Below are 26,405 nucleotides of genomic sequence, written 5' to 3'. Positions count from 1 at the left end.
GTCAGCTCGGTCCGGCCTTGTAGCCGACCCCGCGCACGGTCACGACGATCTCGGGGCGCTCCGGGTCCTTCTCGACCTTGGAGCGCAGTCGCTGGACGTGCACGTTGACCAGACGGGTGTCGGCCGCGTGGCGGTAGCCCCACACCTGTTCCAGCAGTACCTCGCGGGTGAATACCTGCCAGGGCTTGCGGGCGAGCGCGACCAGCAGGTCGAACTCCAGGGGGGTCAGGGCGATCGAGGCGCCCTCCCGCTTGACCGAGTGGCCGGCCACGTCGATGACCAGGTCACCGATGGTCAGCTGCTCGGGCGCGGGCTCCTCCGAACGGCGCAGACGGGCCCGGATGCGGGCCACCAGCTCCTTCGGCTTGAACGGCTTGACGATGTAGTCGTCGGCCCCGGACTCCAGGCCCACGACCACGTCAACGGTGTCGCTCTTGGCGGTGAGCATGACGATCGGTACGCCCGACTCGGCGCGGATCAGTCTGCACACCTCTATGCCGTCCCTACCGGGCAGCATGAGGTCGAGCAGCACGAGATCCGGCTTCGCCTCCCGGAAGGCAGCCAGTGCCTTGTCGCCGTCCGCTACGAACGACGGCTCAAAACCTTCTCCACGCAGCACAATGCCGAGCATCTCGGCCAGCGCGGTGTCGTCGTCGACGACAAGGACGCGTCCCTTCATGATTGACATCATCCCATTAGCTAATCGTTACCCGGCGGTGAGCTGTCCCACAGCCAAAGGGGCTGGAAATCGTCCCTCGGACCTGCGTGGAGATCAGGGCGCCCAGTGTGCACCGGATCCGGCCGCCATACGAAGGCGCGAACGTCCCGGGCTCCAAGAGGCTGCTGGTCCGTTCGGGACGGCTGGTCCGTTCGAGGTTGTCACATGGCACGATGGCAGCCGAACCATGCGCCCCGCACCCCGCAGTGCACGTGAAGGAGCGACGATGAACGACTCTCCGGGCTGGGCTACGCCCGGATCCTCCCCGTCCGACGGTGAGGGCTCCCACGGTACGCAGCCACCCGCGGGCGGATCCGGCGCATCCGGCGACTCAAAATGGTCCGCCGAGCAGCCGCCCCCCGGCCAGTGGTCGAGCCCGACACCGGGCCAGACCCCGGGCCAGAACCCGCAGAACCCGCAGCAGCAGCCGCCCGCGGCTCCGCAGCCGGGCGCGGGCTGGGGCTCGTACGACAGCGGCAGGCCGCCCCAGGGCGGCGGCCAGGGCGGCTGGGGCAGCCAGCCCCAGGCGGCGAAGCCCGGCGTGATCCCGCTGCGGCCCCTCGGCATCGGCGAGATCCTCGACGGGGCCGTGACCACCATGCGCAAGCACTGGCGCGCGGTGCTCCCGATCACCCTGGTCGTGGCCGTCCTCGTGCAGCTGGCGAGCGTGCTCGTGCAGAAGTACGCGTTCGACGACCTCGCGGTGACCCAGTCGAGCACGGCGTCCCTGGACGAGCAGATCGACTCCCTCGGCTCCATGATGGGACTGCTCGCGGCGGATCAGTTCATCGTGCTCATCGGCACCATCGTCGCCACCGCGATGCTGACCATGATCTTCAGCCGCGCGGTGCTCGGCCACGGCTCCTCCATCGGCACCGCCTGGCGCGAGGCCCGCCCCCAGCTCGCCCGGCTGTTCGGCCTGACCCTCCTCCTGGGCCTCGGCTCGGCCCTCCTCTTCGCCGTACTGGTCCTGCCCGGCGCCCTCGCCGGCCAGACCGGCCTCGTCGCCCTCGGCGGTCTCGTCGCCCTCGGCCTGATCCTCTGGCTCTGGATCCGGTTCTCCCTGGCCTCGCCCGCCCTGATGCTGGAGAAGGCGACGGTGCGCAAGGCCCTCGTCCGCTCCTCGAAGCTGGTCAAGGGCTCCTGGTGGCGGATCTTCGGCATCACCCTCCTCACGGCCCTCCTCACGTTCTTCGTTTCGGGCGTCATCCTCTTCCCCCTCACCATCGTCGGCGGCCTGCTGTCCGGCGGCGGCTTCGAGGGCATGGTCGACGGCTCCGTCGCCGCGAGCTGGGGATACCTGATCACGACGGCCATCGGCGCGATCATCGCGCTGACGATCACCATGCCGATCCAGGCCGGCGTCACGGTCCTCCTCTACGTCGACCAGCGCATCCGCCGCGAGGCCCTCGACCTGGAGCTGGCCCGGGCGGCGGGCATCGAGAACTACGGCACGACCACGCCGCCGACCGGAGGCTGACGCGGGAATGAGGAGCACGGGGGGCCTGCTCACCCACACACCACCACCCACCCCGCCCATCACCATCGGCCGTGACGCCGCCCGCGAGGCGGCCCGCCACGAGCTGTCCAAGCCCGCGTACCACGAGAACGACCCGGGGCTGTTCCAGAGGGCCCTGAACCGCTTCTGGGACTGGGTGGGCGACCTCTTCGACCGCGCCTCCGGCGCGGCCCCGGGCGGAGCCCTCGGCCTGCTGGCCATCGCCGTCTTCGCCGTCCTCGTCATCGCCGCCCTGTGGTGGCGCCTGGGCGCCCCCCGCCGTACGGCCTCCCGCCCCGCCGGCACCCTCTTCGACGACGGCATCCGCAGCGCGGCGGACCACCGCGCCACCGCCGAGGCACTGGCCGGCGAGGGCCGCTGGAGCGAAGCCGTCCAGGAGCGCATGCGCGCCGTGGTCCGCTCCCTGGAGGAGCGCACCCTCCTCGACCCCCGCCCGGGCCGCACCGCGGACGAGGCCGCGGCCGAAGCCGCCGTCTCCCTCCCGTCCCACGCCACGGCCCTGCGCACGGCGGCGCGCACCTTCGACGACGTCACCTACGGCGCCCACCCGGCCACCCCCGAGATGTACGCGACCCTCACCACCCTGGACCAGGCCCTGTCCCGCACCAAGCCCCTCCTGACAGGCCCCACCCCATGACCAACCCCACCCCAAACCCCAAACACCCCACCGGGCACACAGCCCCGGACCCGGTCCACCCCACGGGGGACACAGCCCCCGGCACGGGCCACTCCACCGCCGGCGCAGCCACCCCGGGCCCGGGACACCCCGCTGCCGGCGCAGCAGCCCCCGCGGCGGCCGCCGAGGCCGCCTCCCCTCCCCGTACGACCGCCGGAGGCATGCGACCCCGGGACCTCTGGACCCGCGCCCGCGGGTTCCTCGTCGCGCTCGCCGTGCTCCTCGCCGCCGGGCTGGCCCTCGCCGCCCTGAACTCCGGGGCCCGGCACGGCTACCTCGACCCCCGCTCCGCCGCCCCCTTCGGCAGCCGGGCCGCGGCCGAGCTGCTCAAGGATCGCGGGGTCACCACGCGGGTCGTCACGACCGCCGAGGAGGCCGCCGACGCCGCCGGCCCCGACACGACCCTGCTGGTCACCGACCCCGACCGGCTCGGGGAGACCCAGCTCCGCGACATCCGCTCCGCGATCGACCTCTCCGGCGGCCGGACCGTCCTGCTCGCCCCGAGCACCCTGAGCCTCCCCGCCCTGGCCCCCGGCACCCGCACCGACGGCGACGCCCCGGACACGAACCTCCACCCGGGCAGCACCTGCACCCTCCCCGCCGCCACCACCGCGGGCCGCGCCGCGACCGGCGGCGGCCACCGCTACACGACCGGCACCCCCGGAGCCACCGGCTGCTACCCCAGCGCCGGCCACCCCACCCTCCTCGTACTGCCCACCGGAATCCGCGGCGGCGACACCGTCCTCCTCGGCTCCGAAGGCATCCTCCTCAACAAGACCCTCGCCAAGGAGGGCAACGCCTCCCTCGCGCTCCAACTCCTCGGCTCCCGCCCGCACCTCGTCTGGTACCTGCCGTCCCTCGCCGACGGCACCCCCGACAACGGCGAAGGCACCGGCGAGGAGCAGGACTTCCTCGCCCTGATCCCCGCCGGCTGGAGCTGGGCCCTGCTCCAGCTCTTCCTCGCCGCCGCCGTCGCCGCCCTCTGGCGCGCCCGCCGCCTCGGCCCGCTCGTCACCGAACGCCTGCCCGTCCTCGTCCGCGCCTCCGAGGCCACCGAGGGCCGCGCCCGCCTGTACCGCAAGGCCGGCGCCCGCGACCGCGCGGCCACCGTGCTGCGCGCCGCCGCCCGCGAACGCCTGGCCGCACTGGTCGGCGTACCGGCCTCCCGGGCCCACGATCCCGCCGCCCTGGTCCCCGCCGTCGCGGCCCGCCTCACCACCGGACGGCCCCCGCACGACCCGGACGCCCTGCTCTTCGGCACGACCCCCACCACCGACGCGGCGCTCATCGCGCTCGCCGACCACCTCGACGCCCTCGAAAGAGAGGTCCGCACCTCATGACGGCCACCACGGACAGCGCCCGCTCCGCCCTGGAGGCGCTCCGCACCGAGATCGGCAAGGCCGTGGTCGGCCAGGACTCCGCCGTCACCGGCCTCGTCGTAGCCCTCCTCTGCCGCGGCCACGTCCTCCTCGAAGGCGTCCCCGGCGTCGCGAAGACCCTCCTCGTACGGGCACTCGCCGCCTCCCTCGAACTCGACACCAAGCGCGTCCAGTTCACCCCCGACCTGATGCCGAGCGACGTCACCGGCTCCCTCGTCTACGACGCCCGCACCGCGGAGTTCTCCTTCCAGAACGGCCCGGTCTTCACCAACCTGCTGCTCGCCGACGAGATCAACCGCACGCCCCCCAAGACCCAGTCCTCCCTCCTCGAAGCGATGGAGGAGCGCCAGGTCACCGTCGACGGCACCCCCCGCAAGCTCCCGGAGCCGTTCCTCGTCGCCGCCACCATGAACCCGGTCGAGTACGAGGGCACGTACCCCCTCCCCGAGGCCCAGCTCGACCGCTTCCTCCTGAAGCTCACCGTCCCCCTCCCCTCCCGCGAGGACGAGATCGGCGTGCTGACCCGCCACGCGGCCGGCTTCAACCCCCGCGACCTGCACTCCGCCGGCCTCCGCGCCGTGGCCGGCCCCGCCGAACTGGACGCCGCCCGCAAGGCCGTCGAGGCCACCAGCGTCTCCCCGGAGATCACCGCGTACGTCGTCGACATCTGCCGCGCCACCCGCGAATCCCCCTCCCTCACCCTCGGCGTCTCCCCGCGCGGCGCCACCGCGCTGCTGGCCACCGCCCGCGCCTGGGCCTGGCTCGTGGGCCGCGACTACGTCACCCCCGACGACGTGAAGGCCCTCGCCCTGCCGACCCTGCGCCACCGCGTCCAACTGCGCCCCGAGGCCGAGATGGAGGGCGTCACGGCCGACGCGGTCATCACCGCGATCCTCACCCACGTCCCCGTCCCGCGCTGATGGCGTTCACCGGACGCGCCGCCCTGCTCGCGGCCCTCGGCAGCATCCCCGTCGGCATCCTCGGACCGAGCTGGGCGGGGATGCTGGCGGTCAACGCCCCCATCGCCCTGGCCTGCGCGATCGACTACGCCCTCGCGGCCCCGGTCCGCACGCTCCAACTGGCCCGCTCCGGCGACACCTCCGTCCGCCTCGGCGAAACCGCGGACGTCCACCTCACCGTCACGAACCCCTCCCCCCGCACCCTCCGCGCCCGGATCCGCGACGCCTGGCCCCCGAGCAGCTGGGTCCCCGGAACGGAAGTCGCAGGCTCCCGCCACACCCTGACGGTCCCCCCGGGCGAGCGCCGCCGCCTCACCACCCGCCTGCGGCCGACCCGCCGAGGCGACCGCCAGGCGGCCCGCGTCACGATCCGCTCGTACGGCCCGCTGGGCCTCCTGGCCCGCCAGGGCCACCACACGGTTCCCTGGACGGTCCGCGTCCTCCCCCCGTTCACCAGCCGCAAGCACCTCCCCTCCCGCCTCGCCCGCCTGCGCGAACTCGACGGCCGCACCAGCGTCCTGACCCGCGGTGAGGGCACGGAGTTCGACAGCCTGCGCGACTACGTACCGGGCGACGACACCCGTTCCATCGACTGGCGGGCCACCGCCCGCCAGAACAAGGTCGCCGTCCGCACCTGGCGCCCGGAACGCGACCGCCACATCCTGATCTGCCTCGACACCGGCCGCACCGCGGCCGGCCGCGTCGGCGACGCCCCGCGCCTCGACTCCGCGATGGACGCGGCCCTGCTCCTCACGGCCCTGGCCACCCGCGCGGGCGACCGCGTGGACCTCCTGGCCCACGACCGCCGCCCCCGCGCCCAGGTCCAGGCCCGCTCGGCGGCCGACACCCTCCCCGCCTTCGTGAACGCGATGGCCACCCTCGAACCGGAACTGGTCGAGACGGACTCCCGCACCCTGGTCTCCACCATCCTGCGCAGCGCCCCGCGCCGCTCCCTGGTGGTCCTCCTGACCAGCCTGGACGCGGCCCCCGTCGAAGAGGGCCTGCTCCCGCTCCTCCCCCGCCTCACCCAGCGCCACACGGTCCTCCTGGCCTCGGTCTCCGACCCCCACGTGGCGGAGATGGCCGCGTCCCGCGGCACCCTGGAAGCCGTCTACGAAGCCGCCGCGGGCACCCAGTCCCAGTCCGCCCGCCGCCGCACGGCCGAACAGCTCACCCGCCACGGCGTCCACGTGGTGGACGCCACCCCGGACACCCTGGCCCCCACCCTGGCCGACGCCTACCTGTCCCTCAAGGCCGCGGGCCGGCTCTAGCCCGTCCCCGGCCCTCCGATCTGGATACGCTGGGTTCGCCACCCACCAGGAGGACACCATGGCCGACCTCACCCCCGAGCAGCTGCGCCGCATGCACGACTTCGCGGAGCAGCTCTCGGAACTGGCCGAGCACCAGGAAGACCGGTGGAAGGTGCAGACCACCGACGGGCAGATCTCCCTCACGATGATGAGCCCCACGGCGCCCCACGGGCTGAACGTAGTGCGGCTCCGCCGTCAGATCGAGGCCCAAACGCCCGAGGTCATGGCTCTCAACGACACGAACATGGGCGATCCGGTGACGGGCCTGACCAAGGTTCCCGACCTCATGGTCATCGCCGAGGAAGACACCGACGATACGGCTAAGGTCGTCAACTCCCGCGATGTCCTGATGGTGATCGAGGTCGTCTCACGCACGAACTCCCTCACCGACATCCGCGACAAGCTCCACGACTATCCGAAAATGGGGGTCCCCCTCTACGTCGTGGTGGACCCCCGCAAGGACAACAAGACCGCCACGGTGCACAGCGAACCCTCAGAAGGCCCTGACGGCGTCCGCTACCGGAAGAAGGTCCCCTATTCCTTCGGGGACACCGTCGTTGCCGGCCGCTGGGCACTCGACACGAGCAGCCTCAAGAGCTACCCCGCCGCCTGGTAGAGCCCAGCTGCTGAGCCCGCACGACCGGGCGCCAAAAAAGGTCTGTAAACGCAGAAAAGCCCCGTACCGGTTACCCGGTACGGGGCTTTCTACAATGATTGTTCGGCGGCGTCCTACTCTCCCACAGGGTCCCCCCTGCAGTACCATCGGCGCTGAAAGGCTTAGCTTCCGGGTTCGGAATGTAAACCGGGCGTTTCCCTAACGCTATGACCACCGAAACACTATGAAGTTAACCAACCGGATATGGACACAGTTCGTTACTTCAGAACTAACACAGTGGACGCGAGCAACTGAGGACAAGCCCTCGGCCTATTAGTACCAGTCAGCTCCACCCGTTACCGGGCTTCCACATCTGGCCTATCAACCCAGTCGTCTACTGGGAGCCTTACCCTCTCAAGGAGGTGGGAATACTCATCTTGAAGCAGGCTTCCCGCTTAGATGCTTTCAGCGGTTATCCCTCCCGAACGTAGCCAACCAGCCATGCCCTTGGCAGGACAACTGGCACACCAGAGGTTCGTCCGTCCCGGTCCTCTCGTACTAGGGACAGCCCTTCTCAATATTCCTACGCGCACAGCGGATAGGGACCGAACTGTCTCACGACGTTCTAAACCCAGCTCGCGTACCGCTTTAATGGGCGAACAGCCCAACCCTTGGGACCGACTCCAGCCCCAGGATGCGACGAGCCGACATCGAGGTGCCAAACCATCCCGTCGATATGGACTCTTGGGGAAGATCAGCCTGTTATCCCCGGGGTACCTTTTATCCGTTGAGCGACGGCGCTTCCACAAGCCACCGCCGGATCACTAGTCCCGACTTTCGTCCCTGCTCGACCCGTCGGTCTCACAGTCAAGCTCCCTTGTGCACTTACACTCAACACCTGATTGCCAACCAGGCTGAGGGAACCTTTGGGCGCCTCCGTTACTTTTTGGGAGGCAACCGCCCCAGTTAAACTACCCATCAGACACTGTCCCTGATCCGGATCACGGACCGAGGTTAGACATCCAGCACGACCAGAGTGGTATTTCAACGACGACTCCACAACCACTGGCGTGGCTGCTTCAAAGTCTCCCACCTATCCTACACAAGCCGAACCGAACACCAATATCAAACTATAGTAAAGGTCCCGGGGTCTTTCCGTCCTGCTGCGCGAAACGAGCATCTTTACTCGTAGTGCAATTTCACCGGGCCTATGGTTGAGACAGTCGAGAAGTCGTTACGCCATTCGTGCAGGTCGGAACTTACCCGACAAGGAATTTCGCTACCTTAGGATGGTTATAGTTACCACCGCCGTTTACTGGCGCTTAAGTTCTCAGCTTCGCCACACCGAAATGTGACTAACCGGTCCCCTTAACGTTCCAGCACCGGGCAGGCGTCAGTCCGTATACATCGCCTTACGGCTTCGCACGGACCTGTGTTTTTAGTAAACAGTCGCTTCTCGCTGGTCTCTGCGGCCACCCCCAGCTCACGGAGTAAATCCGATCACCAGTGATGGCCCCCCTTCTCCCGAAGTTACGGGGGCATTTTGCCGAGTTCCTTAACCATAGTTCACCCGAACGCCTCGGTATTCTCTACCTGACCACCTGAGTCGGTTTAGGGTACGGGCCGCCATGAAACTCGCTAGAGGCTTTTCTCGACAGCATAGGATCATCCACTTCACCACAATCGGCTCGGCATCAGGTCTCAGCCTTATATGAGGGACGGATTTGCCTACCCCTCGGCCTACACCCTTACCCCGGGACTACCACCGCCCGGGCTGGACTACCTTCCTGCGTCACCCCATCGCTTACCTACTACAAGTCTGGTTCGCCGGCTCCACCACTTTCCTTTCCCCGAAGGGTCCGGAACGGCTTCACGGGCTTAGCATCGCCTGATTCGATATTGGGCGTTTCAAAGCGGGTACCGGAATATCAACCGGTTGTCCATCGACTACGCCTGTCGGCCTCGCCTTAGGTCCCGACTTACCCTGGGCAGATCAGCTTGACCCAGGAACCCTTAGTCAATCGGCGCACACGTTTCTCACGTGTGTATCGCTACTCATGCCTGCATTCTCACTCGTGAACCGTCCACAACTAGCTTCCGCTGCTGCTTCACCCGGCACACGACGCTCCCCTACCCATCACAGCGGGCGTTGGCCCTATTGCTGCAATGACACGACTTCGGCGGTACGCTTGAGCCCCGCTACATTGTCGGCGCGGAATCACTTGACCAGTGAGCTATTACGCACTCTTTCAAGGGTGGCTGCTTCTAAGCCAACCTCCTGGTTGTCTCTGCGACTCCACATCCTTTCCCACTTAGCGTACGCTTAGGGGCCTTAGTCGATGCTCTGGGCTGTTTCCCTCTCGACCATGGAGCTTATCCCCCACAGTCTCACTGCCACGCTCTCACTTACCGGCATTCGGAGTTTGGCTAAGGTCAGTAACCCGGTAGGGCCCATCGCCTATCCAGTGCTCTACCTCCGGCAAGAAACACGTGACGCTGCACCTAAATGCATTTCGGGGAGAACCAGCTATCACGGAGTTTGATTGGCCTTTCACCCCTAACCACAGGTCATCCCCCAGGTTTTCAACCCTGGTGGGTTCGGTCCTCCACGAAGTCTTACCTCCGCTTCAACCTGCCCATGGCTAGATCACTCCGCTTCGGGTCTAGAGCGTGCAACTCAATCGCCCTATTCGGACTCGCTTTCGCTACGGCTTCCCCACACGGGTTAACCTCGCTACACACCGCTAACTCGCAGGCTCATTCTTCAAAAGGCACGCAGTCACGACTGTATGTGCAAGCACATACAGCGACGCTCCCACGGCTTGTAGGCACACGGTTTCAGGTACTATTTCACTCCGCTCCCGCGGTACTTTTCACCATTCCCTCACGGTACTATCCGCTATCGGTCACCAGGGAATATTTAGGCTTAGCGGGTGGTCCCGCCAGATTCACACGGGATTTCTCGGGCCCCGTGCTACTTGGGAGATTCTTAAGCAAGCCGCTGATGTTTCGTCTACGGGGGTCTTACCCTCTACGCCGGACCTTTCGCATGTCCTTCGACTACATCAACGGTTTTTGACTCGCCGACCGGCCGGCAGACCGATCAAAAGAATTCCCACAACCCCGCATGCGCAACCCCTGCCGGGTATCACACGCATACGGTTTGGCCTCATCCGGTTTCGCTCGCCACTACTCCCGGAATCACGGTTGTTTTCTCTTCCTGCGGGTACTGAGATGTTTCACTTCCCCGCGTTCCCTCCACACTGCCTATGTGTTCAGCAGTGGGTGACAGCCCATGACGACTGCCGGGTTTCCCCATTCGGACACCCCCGGATCAAAGCTCAGTTGGCAGCTCCCCGGGGCCTATCGCGGCCTCTCACGTCCTTCATCGGTTCCTGGTGCCAAGGCATCCACCGTGCGCCCTTAAAAACTTGGCCTACAGATGCTCGCGTCCACTGTGTAGTTCTCAAGCAACGACCAGTCACCCATCACCCTCATCCGAAGACGAAGTTCACTGGGGCCGGCATCGCGAAGATAAGACCTTTCGGCCGTACCCTCAGATACCCAACAACGTGCCAAGCACGATCCCCGCCACTCTTAACTGTTTTCCACGCCGAAGCAGTACTCACAGAAGGTTTTGGAAACCGTGCCAACTAATCAACGTTCCACCCTGAGCTGACCGTGCAGAACGTTTGTCTGCAATCGGTACTGTGCTCCTTAGAAAGGAGGTGATCCAGCCGCACCTTCCGGTACGGCTACCTTGTTACGACTTCGTCCCAATCGCCAGTCCCACCTTCGACAGCTCCCTCCCTTACGGGTTGGGCCACCGGCTTCGGGTGTTACCGACTTTCGTGACGTGACGGGCGGTGTGTACAAGGCCCGGGAACGTATTCACCGCAGCAATGCTGATCTGCGATTACTAGCAACTCCGACTTCATGGGGTCGAGTTGCAGACCCCAATCCGAACTGAGACCGGCTTTTTGAGATTCGCTCCACCTCACGGTATCGCAGCTCATTGTACCGGCCATTGTAGCACGTGTGCAGCCCAAGACATAAGGGGCATGATGACTTGACGTCGTCCCCACCTTCCTCCGAGTTGACCCCGGCGGTCTCCTGTGAGTCCCCATCACCCCGAAGGGCATGCTGGCAACACAGGACAAGGGTTGCGCTCGTTGCGGGACTTAACCCAACATCTCACGACACGAGCTGACGACAGCCATGCACCACCTGTATACCGACCACAAGGGGGGCACTATCTCTAATGCTTTCCGGTATATGTCAAGCCTTGGTAAGGTTCTTCGCGTTGCGTCGAATTAAGCCACATGCTCCGCTGCTTGTGCGGGCCCCCGTCAATTCCTTTGAGTTTTAGCCTTGCGGCCGTACTCCCCAGGCGGGGAACTTAATGCGTTAGCTGCGGCACCGACGACGTGGAATGTCGCCAACACCTAGTTCCCAACGTTTACGGCGTGGACTACCAGGGTATCTAATCCTGTTCGCTCCCCACGCTTTCGCTCCTCAGCGTCAGTAATGGCCCAGAGATCCGCCTTCGCCACCGGTGTTCCTCCTGATATCTGCGCATTTCACCGCTACACCAGGAATTCCGATCTCCCCTACCACACTCTAGCTAGCCCGTATCGAATGCAGACCCGAGGTTAAGCCTCGGGCTTTCACATCCGACGTGACAAGCCGCCTACGAGCTCTTTACGCCCAATAATTCCGGACAACGCTTGCGCCCTACGTATTACCGCGGCTGCTGGCACGTAGTTAGCCGGCGCTTCTTCTGCAGGTACCGTCACTTTCGCTTCTTCCCTGCTGAAAGAGGTTTACAACCCGAAGGCCGTCATCCCTCACGCGGCGTCGCTGCATCAGGCTTTCGCCCATTGTGCAATATTCCCCACTGCTGCCTCCCGTAGGAGTCTGGGCCGTGTCTCAGTCCCAGTGTGGCCGGTCGCCCTCTCAGGCCGGCTACCCGTCGTCGCCTTGGTGGGCCATTACCCCACCAACAAGCTGATAGGCCGCGGGCTCATCCTTCACCGCCGGAGCTTTTAACCCCCGCCCATGCAGGCAGGAGTGTTATCCGGTATTAGACCCCGTTTCCAGGGCTTGTCCCAGAGTGAAGGGCAGATTGCCCACGTGTTACTCACCCGTTCGCCACTAATCCACCCCGAAGGGCTTCATCGTTCGACTTGCATGTGTTAAGCACGCCGCCAGCGTTCGTCCTGAGCCAGGATCAAACTCTCCATGAATGTTTACCGGTTATCCGGTGCACACGCACTTAGAGCGGGACAGTCATGTCGGAATAAGACCGACCGTCCACTGCGTCCTCGCTGTGTAATTGCCTGCAAGCGTCAGGGCCGAAGCCGCGACCTCACAGGTCTTTTTCAAAGGAACCTCATCCACCGAAATGGACGGGGTATCAACTTTTTGGCGTTGATTTTTGGCACGCTGTTGAGTTCTCAAGGAACGGACGCTTCCTTTGTACTCACCCTCTCGGGCTTTCCTCCGGGCTTTCGTTCTGTTCTGTTCTTGCGTTTCAGACTCTATCAGAGTCTGTCTCGCTTGTTTTCCGCCTTCCAGGTCATCCGCTTTCGCGTTTTCCCTTTCCGGCGATTCCGACTCTATCAGAAGATTTCCACCGGATTTCCCGGCTTCAGATTCCTGAATGAAGAGTCGATTGTGCCCGCTTGGAATTCAATTCCTGGGGGCTAGAGAGACTTTAAACCATCGCTGCCGAACTTGTCCAGTTCGAGGCAACCGTTCGAATCTACCTCCCCGCAGCCGCCGTGTCAACGGTGTTTGCGGGACGACGAGGAGACTAGCAGCTCAGCAGGCTCGTATGCACATCAGGCCGCGGTAGGGAGCGTCGCCGTCTGGTCGGCCCGTTCCACGTCGCCCACGTCGCCGGCGCGGGCCGCGCGGCCGCCCAGGACGTAGACGTAGAGCAGGAAGGCCGCCTCGGCGGCCACGCCGATGGCGATGCGGGCCCACGTGGGCAGGCCGGAGGGGGTGACGAAGCCTTCGATCAGGCCCGAGAGGAACAGGACCGCCGCCAGGCCGATGGCCATGCCGAGGGCGGCCCGGCCCTGTTCGGCGAGGGCCACGCGGCGGGTGCGGTGGCCCGGGTCGATGACCGTCCAGCCCAGGCGGAGGCCCGTACCGGCGGCCACGAAGACGGCCGTCAGTTCGAGCAGGCCGTGCGGAAGGATCAGGCCGAGGAAGACGTCGAGGCGGTCGGCCGAGGACATCAGGCCGATGCCGACGCCCAGGTTCAGCATGTTCTGCCACAGGATGTACAGGACCGGCAGGCCCAGGAAGCCGCCCAGGACCAGGCAGATCGCGGCCGCCTGGGCGTTGTTCGTCCAGACCTGGGCGGCGAAGGAGGCCGCGGGGTGGCTGGAGTAGTACGTCTCGTACCCGCCGCCCGGCTTCGTCAGCGCCTTCAGGTCCTCCGGAGCCCCGATCGCGTTCTGGATCTCCGGGTGGGTGGCTATCCACCAGCCGACGAGCACGCCGACGGCGGTGGAGATCAGGGCCGTCGGTATCCACCAGCGACGGGTGAGGTAGACGGCGGCCGGGAAGCCCGACGTGAAGAAGCGGGCCGCGTCGCGCCAGCCGGAGCGGCGGGCGCCCGTCACCGTGGCGCGGGCGCGGGCGACGAGCTGGGTCAGCCGGCCCGTGAGCATCGGGTCGGGCGTGCTGGACTGCACGAGGGAGAGGTGGGTGGCCGTGCGCTGGTAGAGCGCGACGAGCTCGTCGGCCTCGGCTCCCGTGAGGCGGCGGCCCCGGCCCAGGAGCTGTTCCAGGCGGGCCCACTCGGCCTGGTGGGCCGCAACGAAGACGTCGAGATCCATGCGGTTGGCGCTCCCCTGCCCCTGGTCCCTGCCGGTTTCTCCTACTGCTTGCTTCGTCAGCTTGGCAGACTGGAGGCCGATGGGGCGGGGCAGGTCACGTGAAGGGTGTGCGTCGGTGAGCGATCTGGTGACGGGGGACGCGGTCGTCCTGGGGCTGCGGCCGGCGAGGCTGCCGAGCCGGGCGCTGGCGATCCTGCTCGACCTGGTCGTGTACGTCGCCGGGTACCTGCTGGTTTCCATCGGGCTGGTCCTGGCCACCGCTTCGCTGGACGGGGCGGCCCAGGCGGCCGTGTCGGTGGCCTCCTTCGTCCTCGTCCTGGTCGGCGTGCCGATCGCGGTGGAGACGCTGAGCCACGGGCGGTCGCTGGGCAAGCTCGCGTGCGGGCTGCGCGTGGTGCGCGACGACGGCGGGCCGATCCGCTTCCGGCACGCGCTGGTGCGCGGGGCCTTCGGGGTCTTCGAACTGCTGATGACCCTCGGGTCGGTGGCGTGCATCGCCTCGCTGTTCTCCGAGCGCGGGCGGCGGCTCGGGGACGTGTTCGCGGGGACGCTGGTCATCCGGGAGCGGGTGCCGGGGGCACGGGTGATGCCGGTGCCCCCGCCGCCGCCGTGGCTGGCCGGGCGGTTCGGCGGGCTGGACCTGTCCGCGGTGCCGGACGGGCTGTGGCTGGCGATCCGGCAGTACCTGACGCGCATGGACCAGCTGGATCCGCAGGTGGGGGCCTCGATGGCGGCCCGGCTCGCGGACGATCTGGTGGCCCGTACGGGTGCTCCGCCGCCGGTCGGGGTGCCGGCCGCCGCGTTCCTGATGGCCGTGGTGCACGAGCGGCAGTCGCGGGACGCCGCGCGGGCCTTCCGGCAGCAGCCGGCTCCCGGGGCGGCTCCCGTTCCGTACGGGCAGCCCGCGCCCGTGGTGATGCCGCCGGTGGTGGCGCCCGTCGCGGCTCCCGTGGTCCCGGTGGCGCCCGTACCCGTACCTCTGCCCGTGGAGCCGCCGAAGGCGACCGGGTTCGCGCCGCCCGCCTAGTCGGGGAAGGCCGACGGCGGGGTCTCCAGGTGTTCGAGTTCGATGCCGGGGGCCGAGAGGACCACGTCCCCGGCGATGTGGACCGTGTGGACCTCGCCGGTGTCCAGGGCGGTGACCCGGTACTCGTCGACCAGGAGCGGGCCGCTGTCCGTGGGGTGCTCGGCGCGGTCCAGGAGGGCCCAGGCCTGGTCCGTCGTACGGGCCGCCAGGACGGGGTCGGTCAGGGCGACGAGGCGGACGCGGGTGGCGGGTGCGCCGGGGGTCAGGCGCAGCAGCCGGGCCGTGGCGACGAGGAAGGCCGGGGAGGTGCCGGTGAAGCCGGCCGCCCCGGGGACGTTGCCTTCGGTGGCCTCGGCTCCCGCCGGGTCGGTGCGGACCCAGGTGATCCCGTCGATGGCGGCGCCGCGGACCTGCCAGCTGGAGGCGTTGACCTCGAGGCGGATGGGGCGGCCCAGTTCGTCGACGGCCAGGTCGACGGAGCCGCGGTGCGCGCCGTCGGGCGCGGTGAGCTGGGAGACGTAGCGCCATCCGGAGGGGCCCGGGGCGCAGTGGAAGTGCTCCTCGCCGAGGGGGGCGTGGTCGTGCGGGTCGTGGAGCGCGTAGCGGCCTCGGGGCATGGGGCGTCTTCCTGGACTTCGGGCGGAGAGGGGTGCGGGCGGGTACGGGGCAGGCCCCCGGCACGGATGCCGGGGGCCTGTCCTGACGCGTGGGTGCCGCTGATCCGTGGGGATCAGTAGCGGTAGTGGTCCGGCTTGTACGGGCCCGCGACGTCCACGCCGATGTAGGCGGCCTGCTCCGGGCGCAGGGTGGTCAGGCGGACGCCGAGGGCGTCGAGGTGGAGGCGGGCCACCTTCTCGTCGAGGTGCTTGGGGAGCACGTAGACATCGGTGGGGTACTCGGCCGGCTTGGTGAAGAGCTCGATCTGGGCCAGGGTCTGGTCCGCGAAGGAGTTCGACATCACGAAGGACGGGTGACCGGTGGCGTTGCCCAGGTTCAGGAGGCGGCCTTCGGACAGGACGATGAGGACCTTGCCGTCGAGGAACTTCCAGGTGTGGACCTGGGGCTTGACCTCGTCCTTGACGATGCCCTCGATCTTCGCGAGACCGGCCATGTCGATCTCGTTGTCGAAGTGGCCGATGTTGCCCACGATGGCCTGGTGCTTCATCTTGGCCATGTCGGCGGCCATGATGATGTCCTTGTTGCCCGTGGTCGTGATGAAGATGTCGGCCGTCGCGACGACGTCGTCCAGGGTCGCGACCTGGTAGCCGTCCATCGCCGCCTGCAGGGCGCAGATCGGGTCGATCTCGGTGACGATGACGCGCGCGCCCTGGCCGCGCAGCGACTCGGCGCAGCCCTTGCCGACGTCGCCGTAGCCGAAGACCACGGCCGTCTTGCCGCCGATGAGGACGTCGGTGGCGCGGTTGATGCCGTCGATGAGGGAGTGGCGGCAGCCGTACTTGTTGTCGAACTTCGACTTCGTCACGGCGTCGTTCACGTTGATCGCCGGGAAGAGCAGGGTGCCCTCGGCCATCATCTCGTAGAGACGGTGGACGCCGGTGGTGGTCTCCTCGGTGACGCCGCGGATCTCGGACGCGAGCTGCGTCCACTTCTGCGGGGCCTCGCCCAGGGTGCGGTTGAGGAGGGTGAGGATGTGGGCGTACTCCTCGGAGTCCGCGGTGGACGGGTCCGGGGCGGCGCCGGCCTTCTCGAACTCGACGCCCTTGTGGACGAGGAGGGTGGCGTCGCCACCGTCGTCGAGGATCATGTTCGGGCCGCCGGTGGGGGTGTTCGGCCAGGTCAGCGCCTGCTCCGTGCACCACCAGTACTCTTCCAGCGTCTCGCCCTTCCAGGCGAAGACGGGGACGCCCTGCGGGTTCTCCGCGGTGCCGTTCGGGCCGACCGCGATGGCGGCGGCCGCGTGGTCCTGGGTGGAGAAGATGTTGCAGGAGGCCCAGCGGACGTCGGCGCCGAGGGCGACGAGGGTCTCGATGAGTACGGCCGTCTGCACGGTCATGTGCAGGGAGCCGGTGACGCGGGCGCCGGCGAGCGGCTGGGTGGCCGCGTACTCCCGGCGGATGGACATGAGGCCCGGCATCTCGTGCTCGGCGAGGGTGATCTCCTTGCGTCCGAAGACGGCGAGGGAGAGGTCCGCGACCTTGAAGTCGGTGAATGCGGCAGTCATCTGGGTGCTGCTCCTCGTGATGTGGAGAGGTGGGTACGGCTGAGCCGCGCACCGTCGTCAAGACGGCGCACATGGCGCTCAGTCCGTCGGGGGTCCTCTCTCCCCTCGGCCGGTCTCGAAGACCGCCCGACCGCCATCAGCAGCGACGCCTGACACTGATGACGAATCTACACCGATCGGCCGAGCGCGGCCCAGGCGACTTGAGACCGCCGTGGGCAAGTCTCGGCCGGAGTTCGGGGCCTCCGGCGGAGAATTAGGGGCCTTTCGGACTTTTGATCAAGCCCTTACATGGACGAGGATGCCGTTGGGTCGGGTTGTACGCGCGATCCCGCAGGACAACGCATGTGTCGTGAGGAGATTCCAGTGACCAGTCCGGCAGGCCCTCCCGAAGGCGGGGACGCGAGCGGGCGCAAGTCCGTGAAGATCGTCGCCGTTACCGCGTGCCCCACCGGTATCGCGCACACGTACATGGCGGCGGAGAAGCTGCAGCAGGCCGGCGACCGTCTCGGCGTCTCGATCAAGGTGGAGACCCAAGGCTCGATCGGGGCCGAGAACGTGCTCTCTGACAACGATGTCAGAGAAGCGGACGCCGTCATCATCGCCGCCGACAAGGAAGTCGACCTCGAACGGTTCGCCGGCAAGCGGGTGCTGTCCACGGGCGTCGCGGACGGCATCCACAAGCCGGAGGAGCTGATCCAGCGCGCGCAGAGCGCGCCGGTGCAGGCCGGGACCGCGGCGGCGGCGGGCGGTGGCGGCGGTGGTGGCGGTGGCGGTGGCCATCAGCGCAGTCAGGCCTACAAGGCGCTGATGAACGGCGTCTCCCACATGATCCCGTTCGTGGTCGTGGGCGGTCTGCTGCTGGCCATCTCCCTCTCCCTCGGCGGGCACGCGGACGCCAAGGGCGGGCTGGTCATTCCCGACGGGACCTTCTGGTTCTACGTCAACAAGCTCGGCGTGACCGGCTTCTCGCTGATGCTGCCGATCTTCTCCGGCTACATCGCCTACGCGCTCGGCGACCGGCCGGCCCTCGTACCCGGCATGATCGGCGGCTTCCTCGCCGCGGACGCCGTGCACATCTACGGGGCCGACGCGAACGCCGGCTTCCTGGGTGCCATCGCGACGGGCTTCCTCGCGGGCTATCTGGTCATGTGGATCAAGAAGGTCAAGGTCCCCAAGGTCATCCAGCCGATCATGCCGATCATCGTGATCCCGATCGTGTCGACCGTGGCCCTGGGCCTGTTCTACATCTACGTGATCGGCAAGCCGATCTCCTGGGTCTTCACCAACCTGACCAACTGGCTGAACGGCATGACCGGTTCCAGCGCGATCGTGCTGGGCACCCTGATCGGCCTGATGATCGCCTTCGACATGGGCGGCCCGGTCAACAAGACCGCCTTCCTCGTCGCCGTCGGCCTCATCGGCACCAACAACCACGTCATGGGCATGGCCGCCGCGGCCATCCCCGTCATGCCGCTCGGCCAGGGTCTGGCCACGCTGCTGCGACGCAAGCTCTACAGCGACGAGGAGAAGGAAACCGGCCTCGCCGCCCTGTTCATGGGCTTCTTCGGCATCTCCGAAGGAGCGATCCCCTTCGCCGCGGCCAGGCCCGCCCAGGTCATCCCCGCGAACATGCTCGGTGGCGCGGTGGCCGGTGCGATCGCCGGTGTGGCCGGGGTCCAGGACTCGGTGCCGCACGGCGGTCCGATCGTCTCGCTGTTCGGTGCGATCAGCGGCGTCGCGATGTTCTTCGTGGCCATCGCCGCCGGTGCGGTCGTGACCGCGCTGACGACGAACGCGCTGATCGAGTTCAAGCTGCGCCGGGAGGGCGTGACCGGCGGCGGGTCCGCGGTCCTCGCGCCGGAGCCGGCCCTGGTCGGCGCGGGTGCCCCCGTGGGCGGCGGTGGCGGTGCGGGCGCCGTCGCGACGGCGGCCGCGGGTGCGGGTGCCGGTACGGCCGTACGGGCACGGCCCGCGGCCGCGGCTCCGGTGGCCGCGGACGGGCCCCCGGAGGTGCTGTCCGGGTACCTCACCGAGCAGACCGTGAAGACGGAGCTGTCCTCCGGCTCCAAGGAGGCGGCGATCCGCGAGATGGCGGAGATGCTGGCCACGACCGGCAACGTCACCGACGTGGACGAGCTCGTACGGGTCGCCCTGGCCCGGGAGGCGCAGGGGACGACCGGCCTCGGCGAGTCCATCGCCATCCCGCACGCCAAGACGGACGCGGTGACCCGCCCGACGGTGGGCTTCGCCCGGTCCGACGAGGGCATCGAGTGGGGGGCGCTGGACGGGACGAAGGCCCGGCTGGTCTTCATGATCTCCGTACCGGAGGCCGCGGCCGGGGACGAGCACCTGCGGATCCTGGCGCTGCTGTCGCGCAAGCTGATGGACACCGGCTTCCGTGAGCGGCTGCAGGCCGCGCCCGGCAGGGCCGCGATCCTGGACGTGCTGCGCGAGATCCAGTAGCCGCAGCCAAACGCGTCCGGGCCCCCACCCGCTGGTGGGGGCCCGGACGCGTTTGCGCCACGGGCGGCCCGTACAGTGCGGCCGCGGGTCTGATCACGGAGAACACAGGGGGCGCAATCGTGGGAACGCAGGGCGGGATGCCGGGGCGCCGGCTCGGGGTGGTATCGGTGGTGCTGCTGGTGCTGGGCGCGGCGCTGAGCTGCGTCGGCGGCATCGGCGGGTACTTCTTCATGCCCACGAGGGTCTTGCCGTCGGACAACATGAGGCCCTCCTATCAGGCGGGCTCCTCGATGGTCTTCAACCTGCTGATCACCGGGGTGGAGCGCGGCGACGTGGTGCTCTTCGACGCCTCGGCCTGGGGTGAGCGGGGCCTGTTCGTGGAACGGGTGGTGGCCGTGGGCGGCGACCGGCTCTCCTACGCGCCCGGCGACCGGTCGTTCACGCTGAACGGGAAGCCGCTGGCCGAGCCGTACGTCCTGGACGGCGACCCCGTTGCGGGCACGCCGCCCGGCGCGTTCAGCGTGACGGTGCCCGAGGGCCGGCTGTTCCTGCTGGGCGACAACCGCAACAACTCGCAGGACTCTCGCTACCGGTTGCACAGGGAGGCGTACGGGACCGTATCCCTGTCGGACGTGAAGGGCGCCGTGATCGACGAGGGCCATCCGCTGCTCGTCGGCCTGCGCTCCGCACTGCCCGGCGGGATCGCCGTGCTGGCCGCGGGCGCCGCAGGCGGCATCGTGGCCCGGCGGCAGCGGCGCCGGGCCACGGCGTCCGCGGCGCTGCCGGTGTACGCGGGGCACGTACCGCCGGGGGTCTGAGGGACCCCGGGATGCACGGCGAAGGCCCCCGTACGGCCGCGGGTGCGGCTGTGCGGGGGCCTCGTCACCTCACGCGCGGGGTCAGACGCCCGGGTTGGTGCCCTTCGCGGCGGCTTCGGCGTTGAAGATGTCCGGCTCCAGGTAGATCACGCGGGCGATCGGGACGGCCTCGCGGATGCGGGCCTCGGCGGCGTTGATGGCCCGGGCCACCTCCGTCGCCGTGTCGTCGCTCTTGACGGCGATCTTCGCGGCGACCAGGAGCTCCTCGGGGCCGAGGTGCAGGGTGCGCATGTGGATGACACCGGTCACGACGTCCCCGTCGACGACGGCGGCCTTGATCTTCTCGACGTCCTCGGTGCCGGCGGCCTCGCCGAGCAGCAGGGACTTGGTCTCGGCGGCGAGCACGATGGCGATGACGATCAGCAGGACGCCGATGCACAGGGTGCCGATGCCGTCCCAGACGCCGTTGCCGGTCAGCAGGGCGATGCCCACGCCCGCGAGGGCGAGGACGAGGCCGATGAGGGCGCCGAGGTCCTCCAGGAGGACCACGGGGAGCTCGGGGGCCTTGGCGCGCTTGATGAACTGGCCCCAGGTGAGGCTGCCGCGGATCTCGTTCGACTCCTTGATCGCGGTGCGGAAGGAGAAGGACTCCGCGATGATCGCGAAGACGAGGACGCCCACCGGCCAGTACCAGTGCGAGATCGCGTGCGGCTCGTGGATCTTCTCGTAGCCCTCGTAGATGGCGAACATGCCACCGACGGTGAACAGCACGATGGAGACGAGGAAGGCGTAGATGTAGCGCTCGCGCCCGTACCCGAAGGGGTGTTCCGGAGTCGCCTCGCGCTGGGCCTTCTTGCCGCCCAGGAGGAGCAGGCCCTGGTTTCCGGAGTCCGCCAGCGAGTGGACGCTTTCCGCGAGCATCGACGACGAGCCACTGAAGACGAAGGCCACGAACTTGGCTACCGCGATGGCCAGATTGGCGGCGAGTGCCGCCACGATCGCCTTGGTACCGCCCGACGCGCTCATGGTTGCGATGTATCCCTTCCTCGGTGCGGCGCCCCGGGCCGGGACGCCGCGCTACGGCCGCAGATTCTCACAGCCACCGAGAGGGACGGTACGTCAGACCACCACCGTGGCACGGAAGACGGTGCCGGTTCCGGACAGTTCGACCTTTTCGCCGGCCGGTACGAAGACCGATTCGCCGGGAGCCAGGGCCAGTTCGCCGGACTTCGGGGAGTTCGCCTTCGGGGAGCCGGCCGTGCACAGCAGGATCTGCGCGGTGCCGTCGGGGAGCACCCGGGGGGCTCCGCCCGCGGCCAGGACGAAGCGGGAGAGGCGGAACTCGTCGATGGGGGTCTCGTAGACCTCCTCGCCGTTGCCCTCCGGGCGCAGGATGCCGGGGTCGCCGGGCTCGAAGACGACGACCTTCAGCAGCTCCGGAACGTCGACGTGCTTGGGGGTGAGCCCGCAGCGCAGGACGTTGTCGGAGTTGGCCATGAGTTCGACGCCGAGGCCGTCGAGGTAGGCGTGCGGGATGCCGGCGCCGAGGAACATGGCTTCGCCGGGCTGGAGTTGCACGTGGTTGAGGAGCATCGCGGCGATGACGCCCGGGTCGCCCGGGTAGTGGTGGACGAGCCCGGCGTACGGGGCGTACGGCCCTGCGAGCCGCTCGGCGGCGGCCGCGGCCTCGGTGACCGTACGGGCCATCTCGGCGCGGTCGGCGGTCAGGACGGCGGTGAGCACCTCGCGCAGGGCCGCCTCCTCGGGGTGTGCCCGCAGGAGGTCGGCGTAGGGCTTCAGGGAGTTGACGCCGAGGCCCTCCAGCAGCGCCGCGGCCTCCAGCGGCGGGCGGAATCCGGACAGGCCCTCGAAGGGGGTGAGCGCGCAGACCAGCTCGGGCTTGTGGTTGGCGTCCTTGTAGTTGCGGTGCGGTGCGTCGATCGGGACGCCGCGGCGCTCCTCGTCCTCGAACCCGGCCTTCGCCTGGGTGAGATCGGGGTGGACCTGGAGGGAGAGCGGGGCTCCGGCGGCGAGGAGCTTGAAGAGGAAGGGGAGCCTGGGGCCGAACTTGCGGACGGCGGCGACTCCCAGTTCGCCTTCGGGGTCGGCCGCGATGACGTCCGAGAGGGCGCTCTCGCCTGCTCCGCGGTCGAGGCGGGAGGGGGCGCCGGGGTGGGCACCCATCCACATCTCGGCCTGGGGTTCGCCGGTGGGGGCGACTCCGATGAGCTCGGGGATCGCGGTGGTCGATCCCCAGGCGTAGGGGCGGATCGTGTTCGTGAGGCGGTCCATCGGTCGTCTTCCTGGGTAAGAGGGGCGCGGTTGTGCGCCTCAGCTGTGTCCCCCGGAGGCCAACGCCAGGTAGGCGGTGGCGAAATCCGTGACGGCGAGGAGTTCGGCGAGCTGTTCCAGCTCTGTGCCCTCCTCCGGTTCGAGCTCGCTGATGGCCGTGTCGTGGCTGAGGGCGAGCTCTCGTGCGGCAGGGGCGGCTGTCAGTCCGCCTGCGGGCCGGTCGCGCAACAGGACGATGCGTGCGCGAAGGGCCTGCGGTTCTTCCACTCGGTCGCGGAAGAAGTCGTCGGGGTCGGCGCCGGCGGCGAAACCGCCGGAGAGCAGCACCCCGTGGGCCGGCAGGGCCTCGGGAAGGTCGGCGGCGAGTGCGGGCCGCCCGGCGAGTTCGGCGAGGGTGGCGGCGAAGCGGCGCCCCGCGGGTCCGGCGGCGGCGCCCTCGCTCCAGATGAGCGGGAGGGAGTCGGCGAGCTCGGAGGCGAGGGTCTTGGCCGGGTTGGAGTAGGTGGCGATGGCGGGGCCGCAGCGTTCGGCCGTGCGGTCGAGCCGGTCGGCGACGAGCTGCAGGGTGTGCGGGGCGGCGGTGATCAGGCCGACCCGGTCGAGGAGCACCAGCAGCGGGGTCAGCAGGGCCCAGAGGGCGCCGGGGCCGGCCGCGGCCGACTCGTCGTACTCCTGGTACGGGGCCTTGGCCATCGGTACGAGGAGCCCGTGCGCGCCGTCCACCGCCTCGCTCAGCGGCGAGCGTTCGGGGGCGACGGCGACGACGGTGGAGCCGCGCCGGTAGGCCTGCTCGGCGAGGACCGCGAGGCCGGGCTCGGTTCCGTCGGTGGTGGCGATGAGCAGCAGGTCGACGGGTCCGGCCCAGCCGGGCAGGGTCCAGCGCAGGGCCCCGGCGGCGTGCGCGACGCCGGTCGGGTGCAGCCGGATGACGGGCGCGGAGGCTCCGGCGAGTGCGCCGAGCAGGTCGGCGACCCCGGTGGCGGCGGTGCCGGGCCCGGCGATGAGGACCGCGCGGGGGCGGCCGTCGGGGCGCAGGTCGCCGAGGCCGGCCTCGGCGGCGTGCCGGGCCGCGGTGCGTACCCGGGCGCCGGCGTCGGCGGCGCCGCGGAGCAGGCCGCGGCGGTCGGCGCGGGCGAGATCGTCAGGTGCGTCGAGGAGTGACTCGTCGAGCATGGCGGCCTCCGGCTATGTCTGTGACGGAACCTGCGTGGGACGGAACCAGTCTCGGCTTTTGCGCGGGGTGGCGGAAGGAGGCTCAGGCGGGACGGCGTGCCTCGTCGACGAGGAGCACCGGGATGCCGTCGCGGACCGGGTAGGCGAGACCGCAGTCCTGGCCTCCGGTGCAGATCAGCTCGGGGGCCTCCGCGTCGGCCGACTTGTCCTCGAGGGGCGAGTGGCAGGCGGGGCAGGCGAGGATCTCCAGGAGGCCGGCTTCGAGCGGCATGTGCGGTTCCCTTCGGGGATGTGGATCGGGCCAGGTCAGCCTACCGCCGAGTCACCTCCGGTGAGGGGTCGACGGTGGTACGGCGGGGCACGGTGGCGCGGCGGCGCAGCCGGGGCTCCGCCCCGGACCCCGCGCCTCAAACGCCGGCGGGGCTGATTTTCGCGGCCCTGGCCTGGAAGTGCGGGCGGGCCGGGCTGTGCGCGTAGCGCCACGTCCGGCCCGCCCGCGGCGCTACGCGCGGATCAGCGCCAGGACCTCGTCGCGGACCTTGGTCAGCGTGGGCTCGTCTCGGGCCTCGACGTTCAGGCGGAGGAGGGGCTCGGTGTTGGAGGCGCGGACGTTGAACCACCAGTCGGCGGCGGTCACGGTGAGGCCGTCCAGTTCGTCCAGGGTGACGCCCTCGACCGCTCCGTAGGTCTCCTTGACGGCGGCGAGGCGGCCGGCCTGGTCGGCGACGGTCGAGTTGATCTCGCCGGAGCCCGCGTAGCGGTCGTAGGAGGACACCAGGGCCGAGAGGGGGCCGTCCTGGCCGCCGAGGGCCGCCAGGACGTGGAGCGCGGCGAGCATGCCGGTGTCCGCGTTCCAGAAGTCCTTGAAGTAGTAGTGCGCCGAGTGCTCGCCGCCGAAGATGGCGCCGGACTTGGCCATCTCCTCCTTGATGAAGGAGTGGCCGACGCGGGTGCGGACGGGGGTGCCGCCGTTCTCGCGGACGACCTCGGGCACGGACCAGGAGGTGATCAGGTTGTGGATCACGGTCCCGGTGCCGCCGTTGCGGGCCAGTTCGCGGGCCGCGACCAGGGCGGTGATGGCGGACGGGGAGACGCCCTCGCCGCGCTCGTCGACGATGAAGCAGCGGTCGGCGTCGCCGTCGAAGGCGATGCCGAGGTCGGCGCCCTCGGACAGCACGCGGGCCTGGAGGTCGACGATGTTCTTCGGGTCGAGGGGGTTGGCCTCGTGGTTGGGGAAGGTCCCGTCCAGTTCGAAGTACATGGGGACCAGGTCGAGGGGGAGACCGGTGAAGACGGTGGGGACGGTGTGGCCGCCCATGCCGTTGCCCGCGTCGACGACGACCTTGAGCGGGCGGACGGCCGTGAGGTCGACCAGGCCCTTCAGGTGGTCGGCGTAGCCGGTGAGGGTGTCCTGCTCGGTGACGGTGCCCGGGACGGTGCCGGCGGGGATCGCCGGGGCGCCCTCGTCGCTCCACTTCTCGGCGAGCTCGCGGACGGTGGAGAGGCCGGTGTCCTGGCCGACCGGGGCCGCGCCGGCGCGGCAGAGCTTGATGCCGTTGTACTGCGCCGGGTTGTGCGAGGCGGTGAACATCGCGCCGGGCAGGTCCAGCTTGCCGGAGGCGTAGTACAGCTGGTCGGTGGAGCACAGCCCGATGAGGGTGACGTCCACGCCGCGGGCGGCCGCGCCGCGGGCGAAGGCGGCGGACAGGGCCGGGGAGGAGGGCCGCATGTCGTGGCCGATGACGATGGCCGGGGCGCCGGTCACCTCGACGAAGGCGGCACCGAACAGTTCGGCCAGGTGCTCGTCCCACTCGTCCGGCACGACGCCTCGTACGTCGTACGCCTTGACGATGTTCGAAAGATCGGTGGCCACTGCCTGCCCTCCGTAAGGTGATGTGCGGTGAAGCAAACCTACCGTGGACACCGTGCGGCTTTTCAGATCAACCGAATGTCAGGAGTCCGGCGAGCGCAGGACGCGCAGGTGTCCGCGACGGGTCTCCCCGGGGGTGGAACCGCCCTGACCAGCGCCACCCGCCCCGGCCGCGCGCTCCGGCGGACGGGCCGCCTCGCGGACGGCGTTGGCGAGGGCTTCGAGGTCGTCACCAGTGGGACGCGAGGGCGCCGACCCGTCGGTGAGGCGTACGACGTCCCAGCCGCGCGGGGCGGTCAGGCGCTCCGAGTGCTCGGCGCAGAGGTCGTAGCAGTGGGGTTCGGCGTAGGTGGCGAGCGGGCCGAGAACTGCGGTCGAATCGGCGTAGACGTACGTCAGAGTCGCGACGGCAGGGCGGCCGCACGCGGTGCGCGAACAGCGACGTACAAGGCTCACGACGTTGGACGGTACCGCACTCTTGACCGGGCCGCGACGACTCTCCCCCGGGCGCTCCCCCGTGTCGTCCGATCTCCCCCGCCCCGGCGTAGATGTGCGGGCTACCCTGCGGGGGTG

General features: G+C 68.9%; 19 protein-coding genes and 3 rRNA genes. 9 read left to right on the top strand and 13 right to left on the bottom strand.

Translation table 11 applies throughout. The features are described 5' to 3' along the window. Position 1 precedes the first annotated feature (1 nt). Positions 2 to 691, bottom strand: a complete 690-nt coding sequence (gene mtrA, locus AC3IX6_RS23610) for a two-component system response regulator MtrA (protein WP_489364353.1) — start codon at positions 689 to 691, stop codon at positions 2 to 4. A 253-nt stretch (positions 692 to 944) separates the two neighbouring features. Between mtrA and AC3IX6_RS23605 the strand changes: the two genes are divergently transcribed. The 6 genes from AC3IX6_RS23605 (at position 945) to AC3IX6_RS23580 (ending at position 7,177) form a co-directional block, all read left to right on the top strand. Then, positions 945 to 2,198 (top strand): glycerophosphoryl diester phosphodiesterase membrane domain-containing protein, encoded by a 1,254-nt coding sequence (locus tag AC3IX6_RS23605; protein ID WP_489364351.1) that lies wholly within the window; start codon positions 945 to 947, stop codon positions 2,196 to 2,198. A 7-nt stretch (positions 2,199 to 2,205) separates the two neighbouring features. After that, entirely contained in the window at positions 2,206 to 2,874 is a 669-nt protein-coding gene (locus tag AC3IX6_RS23600; protein WP_489364349.1) for a DUF4129 domain-containing protein, read from the top strand. A 200-nt stretch (positions 2,875 to 3,074) separates the two neighbouring features. Then, positions 3,075 to 4,253, top strand: a complete 1,179-nt coding sequence (locus AC3IX6_RS23595; RefSeq protein ID WP_489364347.1) for a DUF4350 domain-containing protein — start codon at positions 3,075 to 3,077, stop codon at positions 4,251 to 4,253. Next, complete coding sequence (locus AC3IX6_RS23590; RefSeq protein WP_489364345.1) at positions 4,250 to 5,212, top strand: AAA family ATPase; 963 nt, start codon at positions 4,250 to 4,252, stop codon at positions 5,210 to 5,212. The genes AC3IX6_RS23595 and AC3IX6_RS23590 overlap by 4 nt, the downstream gene beginning before the upstream one ends. Continuing rightward, entirely contained in the window at positions 5,212 to 6,522 is a 1,311-nt protein-coding gene (locus AC3IX6_RS23585) for a DUF58 domain-containing protein (RefSeq protein ID WP_489364343.1), read from the top strand. The genes AC3IX6_RS23590 and AC3IX6_RS23585 overlap by 1 nt, the downstream gene beginning before the upstream one ends. A 58-nt stretch (positions 6,523 to 6,580) precedes the next feature. Beyond that, positions 6,581 to 7,177, top strand: coding sequence for a Uma2 family endonuclease (locus AC3IX6_RS23580; protein WP_489364341.1), 597 nt, complete (start codon positions 6,581 to 6,583; stop codon positions 7,175 to 7,177). Positions 7,178 to 7,277: 100 nt separating this feature from the next. On the opposite strand, the gene rrf is transcribed toward AC3IX6_RS23580, so the two are convergent. The 4 genes from rrf to AC3IX6_RS23560 all read right to left on the bottom strand — a co-directional run bounded on the left by rrf (position 7,278) and on the right by AC3IX6_RS23560 (position 14,007). Continuing rightward, positions 7,278 to 7,395, bottom strand: a 5S ribosomal RNA gene (rrf, locus tag AC3IX6_RS23575). Between the two features lie 74 nt (positions 7,396 to 7,469). Continuing rightward, a 23S ribosomal RNA gene (locus AC3IX6_RS23570) occupies positions 7,470 to 10,593 on the bottom strand. Positions 10,594 to 10,877: 284 nt separating this feature from the next. Next, positions 10,878 to 12,402, bottom strand: a 16S ribosomal RNA gene (locus AC3IX6_RS23565). The 16S, 23S and 5S rRNA genes sit together here, the layout of an rRNA operon. A 597-nt stretch (positions 12,403 to 12,999) precedes the next feature. After that, positions 13,000 to 14,007 (bottom strand): stage II sporulation protein M, encoded by a 1,008-nt coding sequence (locus tag AC3IX6_RS23560; protein ID WP_489364339.1) that lies wholly within the window; start codon positions 14,005 to 14,007, stop codon positions 13,000 to 13,002. A 115-nt stretch (positions 14,008 to 14,122) separates the two neighbouring features. Between AC3IX6_RS23560 and AC3IX6_RS23555 the strand changes: the two genes are divergently transcribed. Continuing rightward, positions 14,123 to 15,034 (top strand): RDD family protein, encoded by a 912-nt coding sequence (locus AC3IX6_RS23555; protein WP_489364337.1) that lies wholly within the window; start codon positions 14,123 to 14,125, stop codon positions 15,032 to 15,034. Here the strand turns inward: AC3IX6_RS23555 and AC3IX6_RS23550 are convergent. Next, the gene (locus AC3IX6_RS23550) at positions 15,031 to 15,651 is read right to left on the bottom strand and encodes a hypothetical protein (protein WP_489364335.1); all 621 of its coding nucleotides are present in this window, start codon (positions 15,649 to 15,651) and stop codon (positions 15,031 to 15,033) included. The genes AC3IX6_RS23555 and AC3IX6_RS23550 overlap by 4 nt on opposite strands. A gap of 113 nt (positions 15,652 to 15,764) precedes the next feature. Continuing rightward, on the bottom strand, positions 15,765 to 17,216 hold the full coding sequence (ahcY, locus tag AC3IX6_RS23545) for an adenosylhomocysteinase (RefSeq protein ID WP_489364334.1): 1,452 nt from the start codon (positions 17,214 to 17,216) through the stop codon (positions 15,765 to 15,767). 363 nt (positions 17,217 to 17,579) lie between these two features. Here ahcY and AC3IX6_RS23540 point away from each other — a divergent pair, with 363 nt between their 5' ends. Together AC3IX6_RS23540 and lepB are read left to right on the top strand one after the other, a co-directional pair. After that, on the top strand, positions 17,580 to 19,679 hold the full coding sequence (locus tag AC3IX6_RS23540; RefSeq protein WP_489364332.1) for a fructose-specific PTS transporter subunit EIIC: 2,100 nt from the start codon (positions 17,580 to 17,582) through the stop codon (positions 19,677 to 19,679). A 119-nt stretch (positions 19,680 to 19,798) separates the two neighbouring features. After that, positions 19,799 to 20,497, top strand: a complete 699-nt coding sequence (gene lepB / locus AC3IX6_RS23535; RefSeq protein ID WP_489364330.1) for a signal peptidase I — start codon at positions 19,799 to 19,801, stop codon at positions 20,495 to 20,497. Positions 20,498 to 20,578: 81 nt separating this feature from the next. Here lepB and AC3IX6_RS23530 read toward each other — a convergent pair whose 3' ends face one another. The 6 genes from AC3IX6_RS23530 to AC3IX6_RS23505 all read right to left on the bottom strand — a co-directional run bounded on the left by AC3IX6_RS23530 (position 20,579) and on the right by AC3IX6_RS23505 (position 26,288). Next, positions 20,579 to 21,523, bottom strand: coding sequence for a cation diffusion facilitator family transporter (locus AC3IX6_RS23530; RefSeq protein WP_489364328.1), 945 nt, complete (start codon positions 21,521 to 21,523; stop codon positions 20,579 to 20,581). Between the two features lie 93 nt (positions 21,524 to 21,616). Next, complete coding sequence (manA, locus tag AC3IX6_RS23525) at positions 21,617 to 22,789, bottom strand: mannose-6-phosphate isomerase, class I (RefSeq protein WP_489364326.1); 1,173 nt, start codon at positions 22,787 to 22,789, stop codon at positions 21,617 to 21,619. Between the two features lie 39 nt (positions 22,790 to 22,828). After that, positions 22,829 to 23,962, bottom strand: coding sequence for an SIS domain-containing protein (locus AC3IX6_RS23520; protein WP_489364324.1), 1,134 nt, complete (start codon positions 23,960 to 23,962; stop codon positions 22,829 to 22,831). Between the two features lie 82 nt (positions 23,963 to 24,044). Next, a complete protein-coding gene (locus tag AC3IX6_RS23515; RefSeq protein WP_215031305.1) occupies positions 24,045 to 24,233 on the bottom strand; it encodes a Trm112 family protein in 189 nt (62 codons plus the stop codon). Positions 24,234 to 24,464: 231 nt separating this feature from the next. Further along, positions 24,465 to 25,835, bottom strand: a complete 1,371-nt coding sequence (locus tag AC3IX6_RS23510) for a phosphomannomutase/phosphoglucomutase (RefSeq protein ID WP_489364322.1) — start codon at positions 25,833 to 25,835, stop codon at positions 24,465 to 24,467. A 78-nt stretch (positions 25,836 to 25,913) separates the two neighbouring features. Next, entirely contained in the window at positions 25,914 to 26,288 is a 375-nt protein-coding gene (locus AC3IX6_RS23505) for a DUF3499 domain-containing protein (RefSeq protein ID WP_274552987.1), read from the bottom strand. Between the last annotated feature and the right edge of the window lie 117 nt (positions 26,289 to 26,405).

The organism is Streptomyces sp. GL_141, assembly GCF_057834385.1.
Note: the sequence above shows the minus strand (reverse complement) of the source record. Positions and strands in the feature narration are given on the sequence as shown.